The organism is Gaetbulibacter sp. M235, from assembly GCF_043876835.1.
Taxonomy (GTDB): Bacteria; Bacteroidota; Bacteroidia; order Flavobacteriales; family Flavobacteriaceae; genus Yeosuana.
In genome coordinates this window covers 344,587-364,683 of record NZ_JBAWJZ010000003.1, presented here as the reverse complement: position 1 = coordinate 364,683, position 20,097 = coordinate 344,587, and the positions used below count along the sequence as shown (strand labels likewise).

Genomic DNA, 20,097 nt, shown 5'->3' with positions numbered 1-20,097 from the left:
ATTTTAAATTTTTGTGAACATTACAAATATAATAGAACACAATATTATTTTTTAAATTATATTCAATGACTTTTTAATATTTTTCATTATAATATAAAATCATCAATAAAATCTTTTTAATTTTGAGGGATTCTTATAAAAACATAAATTAATGACTCCTAAAATATTAATTATTGGTGCATGCGGGCAAATAGGTTCTGAATTGACTTTTAAATTAAGAGAAATTTATGGAGATAAAAACGTAATTGCGAGCGATATAAGTTATACCAATTTAGAGATTGTTAATTCAGGAATATTTGAAATTGTAGATGCACAAGATTATTCAGCTATTAAAGTTTGCGTAGAAAAACACCATATAAATACTGTTTATTTAATGGCAGCAATTTTAAGTGCTACAGGAGAAAAATACCCAATGAAAGCGTGGGATTTAAATATGAACTCATTATTTCATGTGTTAAATTTAGCTAAGGCGAAATTTATCCAAAAAGTATTTTGGCCTTCAAGTATTGCTGTTTTCGGGTCGACAACACCAAAAGAAAACACCCCACAATTTACTGTTATGGAACCATCAACGGTTTACGGTATAACAAAGCAAGTAGGAGAACGTTGGTGCGAATATTATCATAACAAATATGCTGTAGATATAAGAAGCGTTCGTTATCCAGGAATTATAAGTTGGAAAACAATGCCAGGAGGTGGTACAACAGATTATGCTGTTGAAATTTATCATAAAGCTATAACCGATAAAAAATATGAGTGTTTTTTAACTGAAGACACGGCGCTTCCAATGATGTTTATGGACGATGCCATTAAAGCTACGGTTGATATTATGAGTGCCGATGATAAGGACGTTAAAATACGATCTTCATACAACCTTTCTGCCATTAGTTTTACACCAAAAGAGTTAGCGGAAACTATAAAGAAAGAAATCCCAGACTTTAAAATAACTTATAATCCAGATTTCAGACAGGCTATTGCCGATAGCTGGCCAAAAAGCATCGATGATTCAAATGCCAGAGAAGATTGGAACTGGAAACATAAATTTTCACTTCAAGACATAACAAAGGAAATGCTAAAACATTTGGGCGAAAAATATAATAATCAATTATAAAAAATCGTGATTAATTGTATATTTGAAAAATTCTAACCCCAAATAATATGCTTGAAAATTTCTGGTTTCATGTAGAATATGGTATTAATCATGTACTTGATATTAATGCCTATGACCATGTTTTATTCCTTATAGTTTTAACAGTTCCTTATATTTTTAAAGATTGGAAACACGTTCTTTTATTAGTATCTACTTTTACCTTAGGACATACCTTGTCATTGGTTTTAGCGGCATATGATATTATTAGGGTTGATGGGAAATTAATAGAGTTTTTAATTCCAATAACCATTTTAATTGTAGCCCTTTTTAATGTGTTTACTGCAGGTAAAGGAGCTCAAAAGGAAAAAATTGGCGTACTGTTTTTTTCGACCTTATTTTTTGGATTAATTCACGGTTTGGGATTTGCACGCGAGTTTCATATGCTTGCTGGAAAGACTGATAGTAAATTGGCTTTACTTGTAGAATTTGCTTTAGGAATTGAAATTTCACAAGTTATTATTGTGTTTTCTGTTTTGTTTTTAGGTTTTTTAACTCAAACATTATTTAGATTTTCTAAACGTGACTGGATTGTGGTAATTTCGGCAATTGTAGTTGGGCTTGTTATTCCAATGATTCTCAAAAGTGATTTTTTAGGCTTGTAATAAGGTCATTAAAGGTTTATTTAGTTAAATTTCATAAAACTTTAACGAATTAGCATTGTAATTAAAATTACAAGCAATTATCTTCGTTATATTATTTTGCGTGAAGGATTGTAACGGAATCCTAATTTTATGTGATATTATAGGTTGATAACATAAAAAATATATAGTGAAAAGCCTGATGTGCCAAACAAAGTAATGGCACACACGCCATAATTTTAATAAAATACATGTCAAAAGATAAACAGCTTAGATACGATAAAGCCTACTTAAGAATTGCTGAAGAATGGGGGAAATTATCATATTGTAAAAGAAAGCAAGTTGGAGCTTTAATAGTAAAAGACAAAATGATAATTTCTGATGGGTATAATGGAACGCCATCAGGTTTTGAGAATTTTTGTGAAGACGAAGCAGGTTATACAAAATGGTACGTATTGCACGCCGAAGCTAATGCTATTTTAAAAGTGGCAGGTTCCACACAATCATGTAAGGGAGCTACACTTTATATAACTTTATCACCTTGTAAAGAATGCAGTAAATTAATACATCAAGCTGGTATTGTTAAAGTTGTTTACTCAAAAACTTATAAAGACGATTCTGGTTTACAATTTTTAAAAAAGGCTGGTATAGAACTTAAGCTTATAGAAGATATAAACGTATAATGAATATTGAAAAGAAATATTTGCCTTTATTATTTGGAATAGCGATAGCTATTGGGATTTTTATTGGCGGAAAATTAAATTTCACGGATTCTCCCGATAGACTGTTTTCTACCAATAGTAAAAAGGATAAGCTAAACAGGCTTATAGATTATATTGATTATGATTATGTTGATGATATAAACACGGATAGTATTGTAGATGTTACTGTAAATGGTATTTTAGAAAATTTAGATCCGCACTCGGTTTATATTCCTAAAGAAGATATGGAACGAGTTGCTGAGAACATGAAAGGCGACTTTGTAGGTATTGGCGTAAGTTTTTACACGTACAAAGATTCAATTGCTGTTATAAGACCTGTTGAAGGTGGGCCTAGTGATAAAGCAGGAATTAAGGGAGGAGATAGAATCATCATGGCTAACGGGGATTCTCTTTATGGAAAATACTTGAATGATGGTGAAATTGTGAAAAAATTAAAAGGACCAATAAATTCAAAAGTAGATTTAAAAGTGTACCGAAGGGGAGAACCAAAACTTTTAAATTTTACAGTAAAACGATCAAATATTCCAATAAAAAGTGTAGATGCGGCCTACATGTTAACCAATAATTTAGGATATATAAAAGTGAATAGGTTTGCAGAAACAACTTATAAAGAATTTAATAAAGGCATTCAAAAGTTATTAAAACTAGGGGCTACTAAAATGGTGTTAGACTTAAGGGATAATCCTGGAGGTTTTCTTGGTATTGCCGAAGAAATTGCTGATGAGTTTTTAGAAAAAGGTAAGCTTATTTTATTTACTAAAAACAAAAGTGGAGCTATTGAAAAAAGCTTTGCCACTAATAAAGGAGATTTTGAAAATGGAAAGGTTTTTGTATTGATTAATGAAAATTCTGCTTCAGCAAGTGAGATTGTTGCAGGGGCACTTCAAGATAATGACAAAGGAACTATAGTTGGAAGACGTTCCTATGGAAAAGGTTTGGTACAACGCGAAATGGAATTAGGCGATGGTAGCGCCATTCGGTTAACAGTATCTCGATATTATACGCCAACAGGAAGATCAATTCAAAGGTCCTATAAAAAAGGAGTTCTAGATTATTTTGATGATTACTACGAGCGTTTAGAAAGTGGTGAGCTTTTAGATTCTGCAAAAATGCAAGTAGCAGATTCATTGAAGTATACCACACCTAAAGGAAAAATTGTTTATGGTGGCGGAGGTATTATTCCTGATGTTTTTGTACCGCTTGATAGGGGCATGCAAAATGAAACCTTAAGTTTTTTACTTAGAAGAGGTTATTTAGGAAATTTTATTTTTGAAGAACTAGAAAAGGATAGAAGTTCTTATAAAGATATAACCAAACAAGACTTTATTGATAACTTTCAAGTTGGTGATGATTTGGTGTTTGCTTTTCAAGATTTTATAAATGCTAGAACAGAATCAAAAATTACATTTGTTGCTTATCATGATGAAGTGAAACAGTATTTAAAAGCAACCTTAGGAGACCAGTTATATGGTGATGGGGCTTTTGAAGAAATTTTCAATCAAAAGGATATCATGATTGAAGAGGTGATTAAATTAAGTGAACAACATTAAATTTTATCATGCACTTTTATGTGCTTTCCACCATTCCACAAAGTCAAAATATCAGTAGCTACCTGCGCTCCACTACCAGAAGCTATGGCGAATTGACTTCTCCATCCGGCTAAAGTGCCAGCAACATAAAGTCCGTCTTCAATAAGATGATCGGTGTTTTTTAACCAAATTCTATTTTTTTCTTTGGCGGCTCTTGGGTGAGCTTCAATATAAGTCTCTAAACCTTTAATGGTCATTAAATTAGTATAACCAACTGCAATAATAACAATGTCGGCGTTGTATGAATTCTTGTTGGTTTTAACTTGAAACTTGTTATCTACCTTTATTATTTCAGAAACCTTTTCGTTATCAATTTGTTCAACATGCGGATAAAGATTGGCTAATTGTTTCTTTCCATCGTTTAGAATAGATGTGCCAGTTGTTCCTGGAGTTAATCCAAGTACGTTATTAAACAAGGCATTTTGAAGATCCGATGTTTTTTGATGGGTTATAATGCCAATTTTTTTGTTTTCTGCAATTGTTATTTTTTTTGCAGAACCTAAAACCAAAGCACATGATAAACCAGCTGCTCCACCACCTATTATTAAAACGTTAAACATTATTTTTTCTTTTTGGACTGAGATTCAATACGTTTTGAAATTCTAAGGATTTGTAAGAGTATCATAGCGCATAAAGCTGCTAAAATAGTAATTAAAGCTAAAGCACTTTCTCCATTGAATGGGTTATTTGTGTCTATTTTTGTGGCGTTAAAAGCAATGAGCCCTAAAGCTATAATGCTTAGTATAATGATGAAAATTTTCATAGTTAAACAAATAATATTTTAATATTATGAGCAAATAATTTTACTGCAATTGCTAACAAAACTACACCAAAAATCTTTCTTATAATATTGATGCCGTTTTGGCCTAAAAAATGTTCAATTTTTTTTGAGGTTTTTAGTACTATAAAAATAACAATAACATTCAATATAATGGCAATGATAATATTTTCTAAATCATATTCAGCTCTTAATGATAATAAGGTTGTTAAACTTCCAGGCCCAGCAATTAACGGAAAAGCTAGTGGAAATACAGAAGCCGTTATAGGGTTAGTTTCTTCTTGTTTGTAAAGTGTAATGCCTAAAATCATTTCTAAAGCAATAAAAAACAATATAAATGAACCGGCAACGGCAAAGGAACTAACATCTATACCAATAAGATTTAAAATGCTTTTTCCTAAAAACAAAAATAATATCATGATGGCACCAGCGATAATGGATGCTTTTTCGCTTTGAATATGTCCAACTTTTTTTCTTAAATCAATAACAATAGGAATATTGCCAACAATATCTATAACGGCAAATAAAACCATAAAAACAGTGAAAATTTCTTTGAAATTTAATTGCATTTTAAAAGGGTTTAAATTTTTTGCAAAAGTATAGTATTAATACTTATCCATAAGTTATTATAACGATAAAGTTTCATTAAATTTGCACTCTTTAAAAGTTAAGTTTCTACTATGTTTCAAATTGGAAAAACCATCGTTTCAGAAGAAATTATTGAAAAAGATTTTTTATGTAATCTTTCTGCTTGTAAAGGCGCGTGTTGTATTGATGGTGAAGCAGGAGCGCCATTAAGCAAGAAAGAAACTAAAATACTTGAAGAGATTTATCCTAAGGTAAAACCTTTTTTAAGAAAGGAAAGTATTAAGGCTATTGAAGAACAAGGTGTTTTTATAACCACTGAGTTTGGAGACTTAGAAACACCATTGATTGACGGGGCGGATTGTGCCTATGTTATATTTGATAAAAGAGGAACTGCGCTTTGTGCTATTGAAGAAGCCTATAATCAAGGAGAGGTTACTTGGAAAAAACCAGTTTCGTGCCATTTATATCCTATAAGGGTTCAAGATTATAGTGAGTTTTCTGCTGTTAATTATGAAAAATGGTCTATTTGTGACGATGCTTGTACACTTGGAAAAGAATTACAAGTTCCGGTTTACAAATTTGTAAAAGAAGCATTAATTAGAAAATTTGGAGAAGATTGGTACTCTGAATTGGAAAAAGTAGCGCTTACTTATAAATAATTCCTTCATTCAAAAAAATAACTTATATTTTTTTTGAAATTCTGTTTTTTGAAGACCTTTTTTTGATATTTTTTTTAACAAACAATCCTTGTTTTATAAGGGTTTAGCAAATTTTATTATTTATAAATATTTGGTAATCAATATTTTATAATCTACAAAAAATGAAGCCAAAAATTTACAAATGTTAAGCTTTGTTAAAAACTTGTTGACAATGTTTATAACTATACCTTTCATTTTCGACTTCAATTTTCAATCTTTGTTAATTCCAAATCGGAGCAATTTTTCGTCTAATTTTAAAAAAACTATACCAGCAATGTCGCAGCCAATGGAGCCCATTTTACAAGAGAATAAAAACCGTTTTGTTATTTTCCCTATTAAACATCATGATATTTGGGAATGGTACAAAAAACAAGAAGCTAGTATATGGACTGCAGAAGAAATTGATCTACATCAAGATTTATCAGACTGGAATAATAAACTAAGTGATGATGAGCGCTATTTTATAAAACATATTTTGGCGTTTTTTGCAGCTAGTGATGGCATTGTTAACGAGAATTTGGCTGAAAATTTTGTGTCTGAAGTTCAATATAGTGAAGCAAAATTCTTTTATGGTTTTCAAATCATGATGGAGAATATCCATTCTGAAGTTTACTCACTTTTAATAGATACCTACGTAAAAGACGAAAAAGAAAAAGATCAATTATTTAAAGCCATAGAAGTTTTTCCAGCAATTAAAGAAAAGGCAGACTGGGCTTTAAAATGGATTGAATCTCCAAGTTTTGCGGAACGTTTAATTGCGTTTGCAGCGGTTGAAGGCATCTTTTTCTCAGGAAGTTTTTGTTCTATTTTTTGGCTTAAAAAGAGAGGCTTGCTTCCAGGGTTAACTTTTTCAAATGAATTAATTTCAAGAGACGAAGGGTTGCATTGTGATTTTGCAGTACACTTACATCAAAATCATATTGTAAACAAAGTGCCGAAAGAAAGAATTACTGAAATATTGACGAATGCTTTAGATATTGAAAGAATGTTTATCACAGAATCATTACCAGTAAGTTTAATTGGAATGAATGCAAAACTGATGACTCAATATTTGGAGTTTGTAACCGATAGATTATTAGGGGAATTTGGTTGCGATAAAGTTTATAATTCAACCAATCCATTTGATTTTATGGACATGATTTCATTACAGGGAAAAACAAATTTCTTTGAGAAACGTGTTTCAGAATACCAAAAAGCAGGGGTTCTTAATAAAGAAGAAGACAAAGATAAATTCAGTTTCGACGCTGATTTCTAGTCTTAAATTAAAACCCTTTATTGATATAAAGAAAAAGCTTTGTTAATTCTAAATTATTAGAATCTAACATTTCATTATCAAAATTAACAAACTAAACTAACTAAGTTTTTCTAATTGTAAATTAGAATAAAAACTAGAATAACTAACTAACCACTTTTCTGAAGGTGTATCAGGAAAATTAAAACCGTGTATTAAAATGTATGTAGTAAAAAGAGATGGCAGAAAAGAACAAATTATGTTCGACAAGATTACCGCAAGAGTGCGTAAATTGTGTTATGGATTGAACGAATTGGTAGATCCTTTAAAAGTAACAATGCGTGTTATTGAAGGATTATATGATGGCGTAACAACTAGTGAACTAGATAATCTTGCAGCAGAAATTGCAGCAACTATGACAACTGCTCACCCAGATTATGCGCGTTTAGCAGCCAGAATTTCTGTGTCTAACTTACACAAAAACACCAAAAAAACCTTTAGTGAGGTAATGCATGATTTATACACCTATGTAAACCCAAGAACAGGCAAAGATGCACCACTTTTGGCTGACGATGTTTACAAGGTCATCATGGAACATAAAGAAACCCTAGATTCTACTATTATATATAATCGTGATTTTGGATATGACTATTTTGGTTTTAAAACCCTTGAACGTTCATATCTTTTAAAATTAAACGGTCAAATTGCTGAACGTCCACAGCATATGCTCATGCGTGTTGCCGTTGGGATACACCTTAATGACATTGAGTCTGCCATAGAAACCTATGAGCTCATGTCGAAAAAATATTTTACACACGCTACACCAACATTATTTAATGCTGGTACACCAAAGCCACAAATGTCATCTTGTTTCTTATTAACCATGAAAGATGATAGTATTGATGGCATTTACGACACCTTAAAGCAAACCGCTAAAATATCGCAATCTGCCGGTGGTATTGGATTGTCAATTCATAATGTTCGTGCTACTGGAAGTTATATTGCTGGTACAAACGGAACAAGTAATGGTATTGTCCCTATGTTGCAGGTGTTTAATGATACAGCGAGATATGTAGATCAAGGTGGAGGAAAACGTAAAGGTAGTTTCGCTATTTATTTAGAACCTTGGCATGCTGATATTTTCGAATTCTTAGAATTGAAGAAAAACCATGGTAAAGAAGAAATGCGTGCACGTGATTTATTTTACGCTATGTGGATTTCAGATTTATTCATGAAACGTGTTCAGGAAGATGGACAGTGGACATTAATGTGCCCTAATGAATGTCCAGGATTGTGTGATGTTCATAGCGAAGAATTTGAAGCTTTATATTTAAAATATGAAGCAGAAGGAAAAGGAAGAAAAACCATCAAGGCACGTGAACTTTGGGAGAAAATTGTTGAATCTCAAATTGAAACAGGAACACCTTATATGTTGTATAAAGATGCGGCAAACCGTAAATCAAATCAACAAAATTTAGGAACTATTAGGTCATCAAATTTATGTACAGAGATTTTAGAATACACATCTCCAGATGAAATTGCGGTATGTAATTTGGCTTCCATAGCGTTACCAATGTTTATTAAAAACGGTGAATTTGATCATAAAGAATTATTCCGTGTTACTAAACGAGTAACCAAAAACTTAAACAAAGTAATTGATAGAAATTACTATCCGGTAAAAGAAGCAGAAAATTCTAATATGCGTCATCGACCAATTGGTTTAGGCGTTCAAGGATTGGCTGATACTTTCATTCAATTGCGTATGCCTTTTACTAGTGATGAAGCTAAAAAATTAAATCAAGATATTTTTGAAACTATTTATTTTGCTGCTGTAACAGCCAGTATGGAAGAAGCTAAAGCCGATGGACCATATCAATCATTTAAAGGTTCTCCAATAAGCAAAGGTGAGTTTCAGTATAATTTATGGGGATTAAAAGATGAAGATTTAAGTGGTCTCTGGGATTGGGCTAAATTACGTAAACAAGTTGTAAAACATGGTGTGCGTAACTCCTTATTGGTAGCACCAATGCCAACAGCATCAACGTCTCAAATTCTTGGGAATAACGAATGTTTTGAGCCTTATACTTCAAACATTTATACACGTCGTGTATTATCGGGTGAGTTTATTGTTGTAAATAAACATTTACTGGAAGATTTAGTTGAGTTAGGTTTATGGAATGATGGATTAAAACAAGAAGTCATGAGAGCTAATGGCTCTATTCAAGGAATTGATGCTATCCCTCAAAATATAAAAGAATTATACAAAACAGTTTGGGAATTAAGCATGAAAGACATCATTGATATGTCTCGTCAAAGAGGTTATTTTATTGACCAATCTCAATCGCTTAACTTGTTTTTAGAAGGAGCTACAATGGCTAAATTAACATCAATGCATTTTTATGCTTGGAAAAGCGGCTTGAAAACAGGTATGTATTATTTACGTACCAAGAGTGCGGTTGATGCTATTAAATTTACTTTAGATAAAGCTAAAAAAGAGGAGCCTATTGAAGAAGTTATTGAAGTTGATGAAGCACAATTGGCGCAACAAAAAAAATTGGCAGTTCAAGCAGCAGCTAAATTTGCACAGCAAAATACAGAAGTAGAACCAATGACAGCTGAAGAAATGAGAGCTTTAATAGCACAAGCAAAAGGTTCTACAGGTGGAGATGATTGTTTAATGTGCGGTTCATAAAAATTAGAATTACCTTTTCTATGAAAAGGAATTAAATTAAGTGTTATTAAAACCATCTCATTTGAGATGGTTTTTTTTGCATTTATTTAAGTAAAATACAATTGCAATAAAAGTTTTTAATTATATTCATATATAAATTAAAAGTTAATTCAATTAAACATTATTATTTATGGAAGAAGATATTGTTACCAAATTACTGGAATGCTCAATATGTAAAACTACTTTGGATTCTGGAAGTGTTTATTGTTCTAACTGTGGCTTTCCTGAAAATGGAACAGAAAAGGAAATAGCTATTTTTCATGCCAATAAGGTAATAGAAAATAGAAAGATAAAGGATGCCGATGATAAAATAAAATCGGCAAGAAATACGCTTTACGTTATGTCTGGGATTAGTCTTGTGTTTGGAGTGATTTTATTTTTTTCTATGAATGACGTCTCCATTTTAATAACCAACGTTGTACTTAGTATTATTTATCTTGTTTTGGCATTCTGGTCATCACAAAAACCTTTAATGGCATTGTTATTAGGGTTGTTATTATATTTAACTACTATTATAATATCTGCAGTTGTTAATCCCACAACAATTATAAAAGGTTTCCTTTGGAAAATTTTAATTATAGCTTATTTAGGAAAAGGTATTTATTCTGCTTCTGCAATAAAAAAACAATAGACTTTTAAGATTGGAAAAATTTTGTAACAGTTGTGGTGAGTTCCTTTTTGAAGAAAGTAAATTTTGTTCAAAATGCGGAAAACAGGTTCAGCAAGGTTATTTAGAAATTAGAACACAATCTTTAAACGTTATCATTACATTTTATGTAACATTTTTAGTTTTTGCATTGGTGAGTTTTTATTTGAACCATGAATATGAGCTAAGTCTATTTACAGAAGGTGTTATTGAATCTGTTTTTGCGGGATTGGTCATTGGATTTTGTGTTTTTGATTATAAGAATATTTTGAATCTCTATAGGCTTCCTAAAGCCAATATAGGAATTTGGATTTTCACATTTATCTTTCCAATTTATTCAAGTTTTTTCGTTTATTTTTTTATTGAATTTGTAAATAGTTTTGTGTTAGAGGTAGAAACTATTAACTACATAGAAACCTATTCTTATTCTGATTATCCCTTATTTTGGGCAGTTATATTTGTTGTTATCTTGCCTCCAATTTTTGAAGAACTGGCTTTTAGAGGATTTTTATTTAATCAACTACAAAAAGTAACCAATAATAATGTAACTGTTATAGCTACGGCGTTTATTTTTGCTTTGGTGCATTTTTCATTTATATCATTTATTTGGATTTTCCCTTTTGGAATGGTTTTAGGATATTTAAGAAGTAAATACAAAACACTATGGCTGGGTATTGTAATACATTTTGTTCATAACCTAATAATCATATTAATAGATTATTATTTTTATACTTTAAATTAAGACATAAAAAAACCATCTTTAATTTGATGGCTTTTTTATGTTTTTAAAATGATATTATTTTATTCTTCTGCTTCAGGTTTTCTTAAGGTTGCAGGTTTTACAGAACGGTCGTGGGCAGCATAATACTCTTCTAAAAGATTCATAGTGGCATTTAATAAATCTTTAGTTTCTAATAATAAACTAAAATACAATGTAGTGTTTTTTGGACTCGATTCTTCTGTACGAGTACGTTCAACTTGTTTTTGAATTTTTGAGGATACTAAACCTAAAATCTCTTGTTTTCTGCCTAAAATAATACCAATTTGTTCAAATGATCTGGAATCGAAAGCATTTTGAGTATTATTGAAGAATGTTTCAAAACGTTCATCAACTTCTTTCAATTCTTTTATCTGGTTGAATTTTAATTTCTTATGGTTATTTTGAACATGTTTATAACTAACTTTAGTAATATATTCCAGAGATTGGGTCATATCTTGTAAATAACCTAAAATATGAATATAAAAATTACTGGCACCAAGGCTCGATTCATCTAAATTTTTTATGAAGTAAAAAATATTATCTCGTAATTCATCTACTTCATCTGATAGTTTTATAATCTGTTTTTTATTCTTTTTTAATAATGCTAAATCTTGTTTTGCCAAGCCATTTATGGCATTCGTATAAATTCTATTGCCTCTTTTAACAACATTTGCAATGTTATTAGCGCTTTCATAAATTACACCTTGTATAGAACTGCTTTCTGCTTTGGTTAAACTATCTTCAGCTTTAACTTCTTTAGATTTTTTCTTAAATGCAATCGAGCTTTTTATTATTAAAGCAAAAGCGGTTACCAATAAAAGAGGGAACATTATAGGTACATTCAGATTTAATAAGTATGCCACTAATGCCGCAGCAAAAAATGCACTTATAGCAGTAAAAAACCATCCTCCAATAACATTTAAAACACCAGCAACTCTATAAACGGCACTTTCTGCCCCCCAAGCTCTGTCTGCCAATGATGTACCCATGGCAACCATAAAGGTTACATAAGTTGTAGATAATGGCAATTTCATTGATGTAGCTAATGAAATTAAAGCAGCAGCAACCATTAAATTTACAGCAGCTCTCACCATATCGAAAGCCGGCAATTCGTAATTTTTATCTTTATTTAAAGTAATTACTGGAACTTCAAATTGCTTATCAATTTTTGCTTGCCAAGACTTTGGTAATACATAAGAGCTTATTTGTGACGATAATATGGCAAATCTCACAAAACCACGGGATAAAAAATTTGGTTGAAAACGTTCTTTTGTATCTCCTTGATTGGCTAAATCTATTTCGGTTTTCATAACATTTTTAGCCTTTGCAGAAAACCAAAGTGTTATAACCATTACAAGACCAGCAATAAACAGCAATAAAGTAGGTGTTGAAGCTTTTGCTCCTAAACTTTCCATTGAAAATTCGTTTGCTGCTAAGCCTAAGGTATTAACTGCAGGGTTTGTGAAATCTAGATACGATTGAAATGCACCTATTGATGGGCCAATAAAATTTACTAGATCGTTACCAGCAAAAGCTAATGCCAATGAAAATGTACCTATTAAAATAATTAACTTAAAAATATTTGTCTTTGCAAACTGTATTAAAGAATAAGATATTAAGAACCATAACACAAAACTTATAAATAAAATATTCAATGCATTATGTTTTAAAAAATCTTTAATGGTTTCTCCACCTGTAAACTCGTAAGATTCTTTTGCAAAACTAGTTCCGCCAATTCCTTTCATAAATATGAAATATACAATAGATGTGATTGCAATGCCTCCAAATAAGGCACCAACCCATTTAGCTTTCTTTTCAAAATTATAAGAAAGCAATAGTCTAGAAACCCACTGAACAAATGCTCCTACCGAAAACGATAAGGCAACAGAAAGCAATATACTTGATACTATTTCGGTTGCTTTCGAGGTGTTGATATAATTTATAAGATCGCTAAAATCTCCTCCTTTATGTCCAATTTTAATAAGTGCGATAGCTACCGAAGCACCTAATAATTCAAATACAATCGATACAGTTGTAGAAGTAGGCATACCAAATGTGTTGAAAAAATCTAATAATAAGATATCGGTTATCATAACCGCCATAAAAATTATCATGATTTCATCAAACATAAATTCACCAGGATTGAAAATACCATTACGGGCAACTTCCATCATACCACTTGAAAATAAAGCCCCAACAGCAATACCTAAACTGGCAACAATCATGATGGTTTTAAATGAAATAGCTCTTGATCCAATTGCTGAGTTTAAAAAGTTTACAGCGTCATTACTTACACCTACAACCAAATCGGCTATCGCTAAAATGGCTAAGGCAATAATCATATATAAGTATATATTTTCCATAATTAATTAAAAATAGTTTGCAAATATCTATAGTGTTTTATTCAACTGTGTTATGTAATTGTTATATTTTAAAAATGTAATTCACATTGTAATCTAAACATTAACTCATTATGGTCATTTTTAATTTGTAAATGACTTATGTCTGACTGCACTTTTAAATTGTGACCCACAATATATTTTGAAATGCCTAATGTATATTGATTTTCAGGATTCTTTCCTGTAATATTTTTATCTAATTCTACATTTGTATAACGACCAGAGACTTCCCAGTTATTTTTAAATAAATATCCAGATTGTAAGTTTAATCCGTGTCCAACTTGAACTTCATCGCCAGTTAGGGTTCCATCAGAATTTTTAGCAAGTGGTTCAGAGGCATCTCTTTCTGCATATTCAGCCATAAACGAAAATCCATCGTATTTAAACATGGCATCAACAAATAATGTGTTAATATTTGTTTCAAATAAGCCATTATCGGTTACCATATAAGATCCTTGGTTACCTCTGTTTCTTACAGCACTATTATTAAAGTCATATGCAGCTCCTAAAGCAAATTTTGGTTTTTGCTCTCTACTTAAATCACCACCTACATAGTCTCCTTTATTACTAAAGTTACCAAAAGGTAAAAGCTCAATCCTACCAGTGTATTCATGACCACCTAAATTTCCAGTGGTAACATTTCTACCTTCTCCTTGTGAGATTGAGAGGATTTCTTTTACAACAAATTTTTCAGAAAGATTAAAATGATGTCTAAGCTGAATTCCCATATCTCTATCAATATTGAATTTGCTATTTAGTAGCGAACGATCTACTAGTTGAAGGCTAGAAGAAGAAATGACCCGTTCTCTATTTCCTGGTAGTTTTGTTTGGCCTACCCATAATTCAAAATTTTCATAAAAATTCCATTGAAGAACAGCATCCATAATAATACGAGGACTATTACTTGTATATGATGAAGTTCCAGAATTATCAAGGTTTGATAAACCAAGCTCTATTTTGTATTTTAATTTCGGACTGTAAGCATAACCATCAAATTTTAGACGAGAGCGTCTTATAAGCATATTTGATTGATTGCTTTCTCCTTTTTGCCAAGTAGAAGTTCCTAAAAATTGAGCTCTAAATCCAACTTTCATGGTCCATGAACTATCTTTACCAACTAAGTTAAAGAGACCTTTTCCAAATTTAGGGGATTTAATTTCTTGAGAATTAACAATATTTATAGCTAAAAGTAGTATAGCTACAATTGAAAGTTTTAGTTTCATTAGAGTTATTAGTTTTTGTCGCTGCAAAGGACTAAAACCAATGTTAACTTAATGTTTCTAAATCATTATTTTTTTAACAAAAAAACTGCCTTGGCCAAAGGCAGTCATTAGATTCATGATAATGTAGTCGACAAAAACTAATAGATTATATGAAATTTCTAATTGTATTTTAAAATACGAGCAAATATCACTTATTAAGATAACCTGATTGTAATGTGAATATTAATTAATCATTAATTATAACAAACTAAATTATCATATAAGTTGTTTTAAATCAATCAATAACAATATCAATGTTAACTTAATGTTACCAAAACATTGTTTTAATGTAAACTTTGTCTTATCTTTGATTATTATTAATTAAAACCCCATAATTATGAAGAAAAACATGTTTATTTTATTTGCTTGTTTTATCAGTATGGTTTCTCTTGCTCAAAAAGAGAGAGTTTTAAAACTTAACAATGAAACTAATTTAATTGAAGTTACTTATTATCATGACAATGGAGTAGTAAGCCAAACAGGTGCTTATACTTTAGATGGAAAACTTCAAGGGAAATGGTTAAGTTTTGATGCTGAAGGCAATAAAACAGTTTTAGCTAATTATGATAATGGGAAGAAAGTCGGCAAATGGTTTTACTGGACTAAAGAAACAGTAAAAGAAGTAGATTATAGTACAAATGTTATTGCTAATTTAAAGGAGTCTGAAAAGACACAAAAAGAAAATCTTTAGAATAAATAACAAATTGTAATAAAAAAGCCTCCTAGAAATAGGAGGCTTTTTTATTTATTGAATATAAGTTATTATTCTACTCTTGACCAACCTGCTCCCCAAGTAGCAAAATCTGTCATTGTAGCATTACCGTCACCTGTAATTAATTCAGTTTCACCCCAAACTTCAGTAGTAGCGTTTTGAGCTTTAGTAATTACATCATCAAAAGTTACGTTATTAAAATGTAAAGAACCATCTAAAACCCATGCTCCTGTTGGATTATCTCCAGCATCACCAACAACTTCAGTTCCTTTTGCAAAACCTTTAATGTAAATATTGTTTAAAGAACCTTTAGTTCCAACTCTTAAACGAACAGCTTCTCCTCCAGTTGAAGAACCATTACCAATAATAGTGATATTAGTTAAAGTAGGGCTTGCCCAAAATTTAGGATCTACATTGTTTCCATAATCTGAGTTATAACCATCAGCTTCAATACCTTTATCATGATCGGCACCTTGTTTAACGTATGCGTTAGTAATTTTTCCAGAGAAACCTTCAGTCCAGTCAATAGAATCATCTTGGTTATTTATTGAATATAAATAGCTTACTTCAACAGTACCACCAAAAAACTCAAAACCATCATCTTTACCTTCAAATGATTCAACATACTTTACAAGAGTACCGTTACCTACACCATAAAAAGATAATCCATTGTTTTCTGATTGACCATCGGCAGCACCACCTGAATACTCAACACGAAGATACTGAATAGAACCAGAATCATCAGCAGGATTACTACCACCATAAGGTAAACTAGCAATTTCTGAAGTAGAAGTAGAACCAGCTAAAACAGAGTTGATAGGAGCTTTTCCTAAAAGGATTAATCCTCCCCAATCTCCAGCTTGTGGATTTGAAGCAGAAGATGTTAATACAATTGGTTCAGAAGCTGTACCGTTAGCTATAATTTTTGCGCCTTGAGAAATAGCGATGTAAACATTAGCTCCAGAAGCTTCAGCTTTAATAGTCATACCAGCAGGTATTGTTAATGTAGTGCCAGAAGCCATAATTAAAGAACCGTTTAATATGTAAGTATTAATTGGATCTAAAGTTAAATTTTCGTTATAAGTTCCAGCTAATTTGATAGTTTGACCAGTTGGAGTTCCACCACCAGTAGTTGTGTTATTAGTTACACTATTATCACTATTATCATTAATAACTATATCAGCTGTATCATCAGTAGTACAAGAGAAAAGCATCGATACAATTGCTAATCCTAAAAATAAATTATTTTTCATCATTTTTTTGTTTAATTAATTTCTATTTAATATTAGTGGTTAAAATTTATATTTTAATTGAAGTCCTAAATCCATGCCTCGTTTATAGTTTGAAACACCTTTTCCATTAGCAGATGTTATTACAACATCGCCAAGAGTAGTTTCTCTAATATATTTAACTGTTGGATTTAGTAAGTTTTTGGCGCTTAGATTGATTTCTAATTTGTTGTTGATATTATTTTTCCAAATGAAATCTAGGGTTGACACACTTTTTTCTATCACATTTCCTAACTGTCCCGATCCTAAAGCGTCAATTCTGTCTGAGAAATATGAAAACACTAAGTTGGCAGTTGGTTTGTAATTGTTAAATACTGGCGAATAGTTAATATCTGCATTCAATATAAATGGAGAAGCTCCTTGCAATTCTTCTTTACTTCTGTTGAAAGACAAGTTATAAGTACCACTTACTTGATCATACAAATCTTGTTCGGTTTTCATATAAGTTGCATTGAAACCAAAAGATAGTATGGCATCTTCGTCTGTGTTGCGCAACAGATTTTTTCTTAATTCTACTTCAACACCATAAATATTGGCTTTATCACCAGTTCTAAAATAACGTTGTGTTCCGGTAGCATCGGCTCCAACAACTAAATTGATTGGATTTTTAATTTCTTTAGCAAAAGCCGATAATGAAAACAATTCACTTTTACTGTAAAACCATTCGTATTTTAAATCTAAATTCAATATTTTTGAATATCCTTTTTTGCCAATGTTTATAGGATCTGGATTAGTTGTTGTTCCCAATAAGTCAGGATTTCCACCTATACGTGTAGAAACACCTTCATAAACAAAAGGGGCTACTTCTTTAAATTCAGGTAGAGACACTGTTTGACTAGCTGTAAAACGCAAGTTTTGATCTTCGTTTATAACATATTTAATGTTTAAACTAGGTAAATAAAAGGTTTCATGAGTTGATACTGTTTCATTACCATTATTCCCAAGATTTATTACATCATAACCAATTTTTTGATCTACCGACTCAACGCGTACACCAGGAACGAACAACCATTTTTCACCTGCTTTTATTTCAGCATCTAAATAGCCTGCATAAATATTTAAAGTTCCATTATAGGTGTTTTCAGGTAATCCAGGACGGTTTGTGTTTGATACTCCCGGAATAGGGTTAATAACTTTAAGAAGGTAAAGACCATTAGTGTCGTTAGAATTTATTCTTAAGTTATCAAGGCTAAAATCATTATTGAAATTATTTGCATCAGTTACAGGATAGTTCGAATCTACGATGTCATAACCATATCTAATGTTATCAAAATTTCTTGTTTTGTTTTTTCCGTCATAACCAAAATTTAATTTAAACATGTCAGAAACTGTATAAGCTAAATTTAAGCGGCTGTTAAATTCTTCATCTTTAATGTTTTGAAAATAACGTTGGTTATCAAAAGGAATATTACTGTAAAAAGTAGGGTTTGTATTTGGGTCGTTATCCAAGGAGTATTGGTAATTCTCTAAAGAGATACGCTTTCTGTCCGGTTGTTTTGAATGCACTAAATTGTAACCAATTCCCCAATCTACTTCCAGTTTATCCGATTTATGATTTCCCTCTAATTGATTAACAGTCATTTGTGTTTGGTCAAACTGAACGTTCATTTGGTAAAACCCTTTATCAGTATCTAATTGAGCATTGAAATTTCTACCAGTTCCGTCAGTACCAAAATAACCAACAACATCTGAAGAGTTATTAATAAAAAGAGAAGTATACTTTAAAGTATTTTTATCATCAATTCTAAAATTAGCACTTCCCATAACGGTTGAAGTAGTAGAATATTCATATTCTTCAGCAACATCAAAGGCTTTTTTCTCAGCCAATGTATAATCAACAGCTGATCCTTTTCTGTATTCATAGCCATTATCAAAAGATCCAGTTACAAATAAACTTAAGCGAGAACCATTTTTAAAGTTGAAAGTCTTTCCTGCAGAACCTCCATAACTAATATTTATAGGTGTTCCAGCATTTACAGGATCTATACCATGAGATAAAATAATGGCAAATGGGTCGTGAGAATAACGTCCATAATATCCAAAGAAACCTGTTCCTTCGCTTCTTACAAAATTTTTGCCAATGGCATTGGTGTTAAAACCTGTACCTAAAGTTATATCGATAAAGCCATTGCCAGTATAATCTTTAGACTTAATATCTACATTACCTGCAGAGAAATCGCCATAGAATTTTGATGAATACGCTTTAGCTACAGAAACATTTTCAATAACATCTGTAGAAAATAAGTTTAAATCAATGTTCTTTTTGTTAACATCGTTTGAAGGTAAAGACAAACCATTTAATGTAGTGTTTAAATAACGGTCTCCTAAACCTCTAACATAAACATTGCTCGATCCTTCCTGTTTTGAAATACCTGAAATTTTGGAAATCGCTCCAGCAGCATCGCTAACACCTTTTCTTGATAATTCTTCGGCACCAATACTTTGCTTAATTTCTACAGCTTTCTTTTGTTCTAATAACAAAGCGGTTTCACTTTCACGTTTTGTAGTTGTTGTAATTACAACTTCATCTAAAGAAGCTGCACTGGCACTCATTGGTACATTAATTTCTGTAACTTTTCCGGCTATAACCTGTGCATTTATTTCTAAAGTTTCATAACCAACAAAGCTGAAAATTAAAGTATAAGAACCGGCATCTAAATTTTCAAAACCGTACAGACCATCTATATCAGAGGTTGTTCCTTTGGTTGTTCCTTTAATTAATACGTTAGCAAAAGCAAGAGGTTCATCATTATATTCTTTGTCCGTTAATTTTCCAACTATCGAACCTGTGTTCTGAGCATAGGAAAATGTAGAAACAAAAAGTATAAATAATAGTATGATTTTTTTCATTAGTTTTTCATGAATTTATTGATGCAAAGGAAGTGATGGTTTGTAAATAGGATGTTACCTTAGAATTAAACAACGGTAACGCAAGAGTTACCTAAACGTTATCTCTTTACTTAA

At 31.2% G+C, this 20,097-nt stretch carries 17 protein-coding genes; 10 read left to right on the top strand and 7 right to left on the bottom strand.

The genetic code is table 11. The features are described from left to right. Window positions 1-151 precede the first annotated feature (151 nt). The 4 genes from V8G69_RS06865 (at window position 152) to V8G69_RS06850 (ending at window position 4,000) form a co-directional block, all read left to right on the top strand. Complete coding sequence (locus tag V8G69_RS06865; protein WP_394881088.1) at window positions 152-1,111, top strand: NAD-dependent epimerase/dehydratase family protein; 960 nt, start codon at window positions 152-154, stop codon at window positions 1,109-1,111. 47 nt (window positions 1,112-1,158) lie between these two features. After that, window positions 1,159-1,752, top strand: coding sequence for a HupE/UreJ family protein (locus tag V8G69_RS06860; RefSeq protein ID WP_394881087.1), 594 nt, complete (start codon window positions 1,159-1,161; stop codon window positions 1,750-1,752). Between the two features lie 227 nt (window positions 1,753-1,979). Then, complete coding sequence (locus V8G69_RS06855; protein ID WP_394881086.1) at window positions 1,980-2,411, top strand: deoxycytidylate deaminase; 432 nt, start codon at window positions 1,980-1,982, stop codon at window positions 2,409-2,411. Then, the gene (locus V8G69_RS06850) at window positions 2,411-4,000 is read left to right on the top strand and encodes a S41 family peptidase (protein ID WP_394881085.1); all 1,590 of its coding nucleotides are present in this window, start codon (window positions 2,411-2,413) and stop codon (window positions 3,998-4,000) included. The genes V8G69_RS06855 and V8G69_RS06850 overlap by 1 nt, the downstream gene beginning before the upstream one ends. On the opposite strand, the gene V8G69_RS06845 is transcribed toward V8G69_RS06850, so the two are convergent. The 3 genes from V8G69_RS06845 to V8G69_RS06835 are packed head-to-tail and all read right to left on the bottom strand — an operon-like array spanning window position 3,997 to window position 5,386. Continuing rightward, the gene (locus V8G69_RS06845) at window positions 3,997-4,599 is read right to left on the bottom strand and encodes an NAD(P)-binding domain-containing protein (RefSeq protein ID WP_394881084.1); all 603 of its coding nucleotides are present in this window, start codon (window positions 4,597-4,599) and stop codon (window positions 3,997-3,999) included. The genes V8G69_RS06850 and V8G69_RS06845 overlap by 4 nt on opposite strands. Continuing rightward, complete coding sequence (locus V8G69_RS06840) at window positions 4,599-4,802, bottom strand: hypothetical protein (RefSeq protein WP_394881083.1); 204 nt, start codon at window positions 4,800-4,802, stop codon at window positions 4,599-4,601. The genes V8G69_RS06845 and V8G69_RS06840 overlap by 1 nt, the downstream gene beginning before the upstream one ends. Before the next feature lie 2 nt (window positions 4,803-4,804). Continuing rightward, entirely contained in the window at window positions 4,805-5,386 is a 582-nt protein-coding gene (locus tag V8G69_RS06835) for a MarC family protein (protein ID WP_394881082.1), read from the bottom strand. A gap of 111 nt (window positions 5,387-5,497) precedes the next feature. Here V8G69_RS06835 and V8G69_RS06830 point away from each other — a divergent pair, with 111 nt between their 5' ends. The 5 genes from V8G69_RS06830 (at window position 5,498) to V8G69_RS06810 (ending at window position 11,453) form a co-directional block, all read left to right on the top strand. Continuing rightward, window positions 5,498-6,064: a DUF3109 family protein gene (locus tag V8G69_RS06830; protein ID WP_394881081.1), complete on the top strand. Its 567-nt coding sequence runs from the start codon at window positions 5,498-5,500 to the stop codon at window positions 6,062-6,064. Between the two features lie 313 nt (window positions 6,065-6,377). Further along, the gene (locus tag V8G69_RS06825; RefSeq protein ID WP_394881080.1) at window positions 6,378-7,358 is read left to right on the top strand and encodes a ribonucleotide-diphosphate reductase subunit beta; all 981 of its coding nucleotides are present in this window, start codon (window positions 6,378-6,380) and stop codon (window positions 7,356-7,358) included. 196 nt (window positions 7,359-7,554) lie between these two features. Next, a complete protein-coding gene (locus V8G69_RS06820; protein ID WP_394881079.1) occupies window positions 7,555-10,026 on the top strand; it encodes a ribonucleoside-diphosphate reductase subunit alpha in 2,472 nt (823 codons plus the stop codon). Window positions 10,027-10,195: 169 nt separating this feature from the next. Further along, on the top strand, window positions 10,196-10,696 hold the full coding sequence (locus V8G69_RS06815; RefSeq protein ID WP_394881078.1) for a hypothetical protein: 501 nt from the start codon (window positions 10,196-10,198) through the stop codon (window positions 10,694-10,696). Between the two features lie 10 nt (window positions 10,697-10,706). Beyond that, window positions 10,707-11,453, top strand: coding sequence for a type II CAAX prenyl endopeptidase Rce1 family protein (locus V8G69_RS06810; protein ID WP_394881077.1), 747 nt, complete (start codon window positions 10,707-10,709; stop codon window positions 11,451-11,453). 59 nt (window positions 11,454-11,512) lie between these two features. Here the strand turns inward: V8G69_RS06810 and V8G69_RS06805 are convergent, their stop codons facing one another. Both V8G69_RS06805 and V8G69_RS06800 read right to left on the bottom strand, forming a co-directional pair. Then, complete coding sequence (locus tag V8G69_RS06805) at window positions 11,513-13,834, bottom strand: inorganic phosphate transporter (RefSeq protein ID WP_394881076.1); 2,322 nt, start codon at window positions 13,832-13,834, stop codon at window positions 11,513-11,515. 68 nt (window positions 13,835-13,902) lie between these two features. Continuing rightward, a complete protein-coding gene (locus V8G69_RS06800; protein ID WP_394881075.1) occupies window positions 13,903-15,093 on the bottom strand; it encodes a porin in 1,191 nt (396 codons plus the stop codon). A gap of 376 nt (window positions 15,094-15,469) precedes the next feature. Here V8G69_RS06800 and V8G69_RS06795 point away from each other — a divergent pair, with 376 nt between their 5' ends. Next, complete coding sequence (locus V8G69_RS06795; protein ID WP_394881074.1) at window positions 15,470-15,823, top strand: nicotinic acid mononucleotide adenyltransferase; 354 nt, start codon at window positions 15,470-15,472, stop codon at window positions 15,821-15,823. A 71-nt stretch (window positions 15,824-15,894) separates the two neighbouring features. Here V8G69_RS06795 and V8G69_RS06790 read toward each other — a convergent pair whose 3' ends face one another. After that, on the bottom strand, window positions 15,895-17,097 hold the full coding sequence (locus V8G69_RS06790) for a multidrug transporter (protein ID WP_394881073.1): 1,203 nt from the start codon (window positions 17,095-17,097) through the stop codon (window positions 15,895-15,897). Window positions 17,098-17,136: 39 nt separating this feature from the next. Beyond that, window positions 17,137-19,983, bottom strand: a complete 2,847-nt coding sequence (locus V8G69_RS06785) for a TonB-dependent receptor domain-containing protein (protein WP_394881072.1) — start codon at window positions 19,981-19,983, stop codon at window positions 17,137-17,139. Window positions 19,984-20,097: the final 114 nt, after the last annotated feature.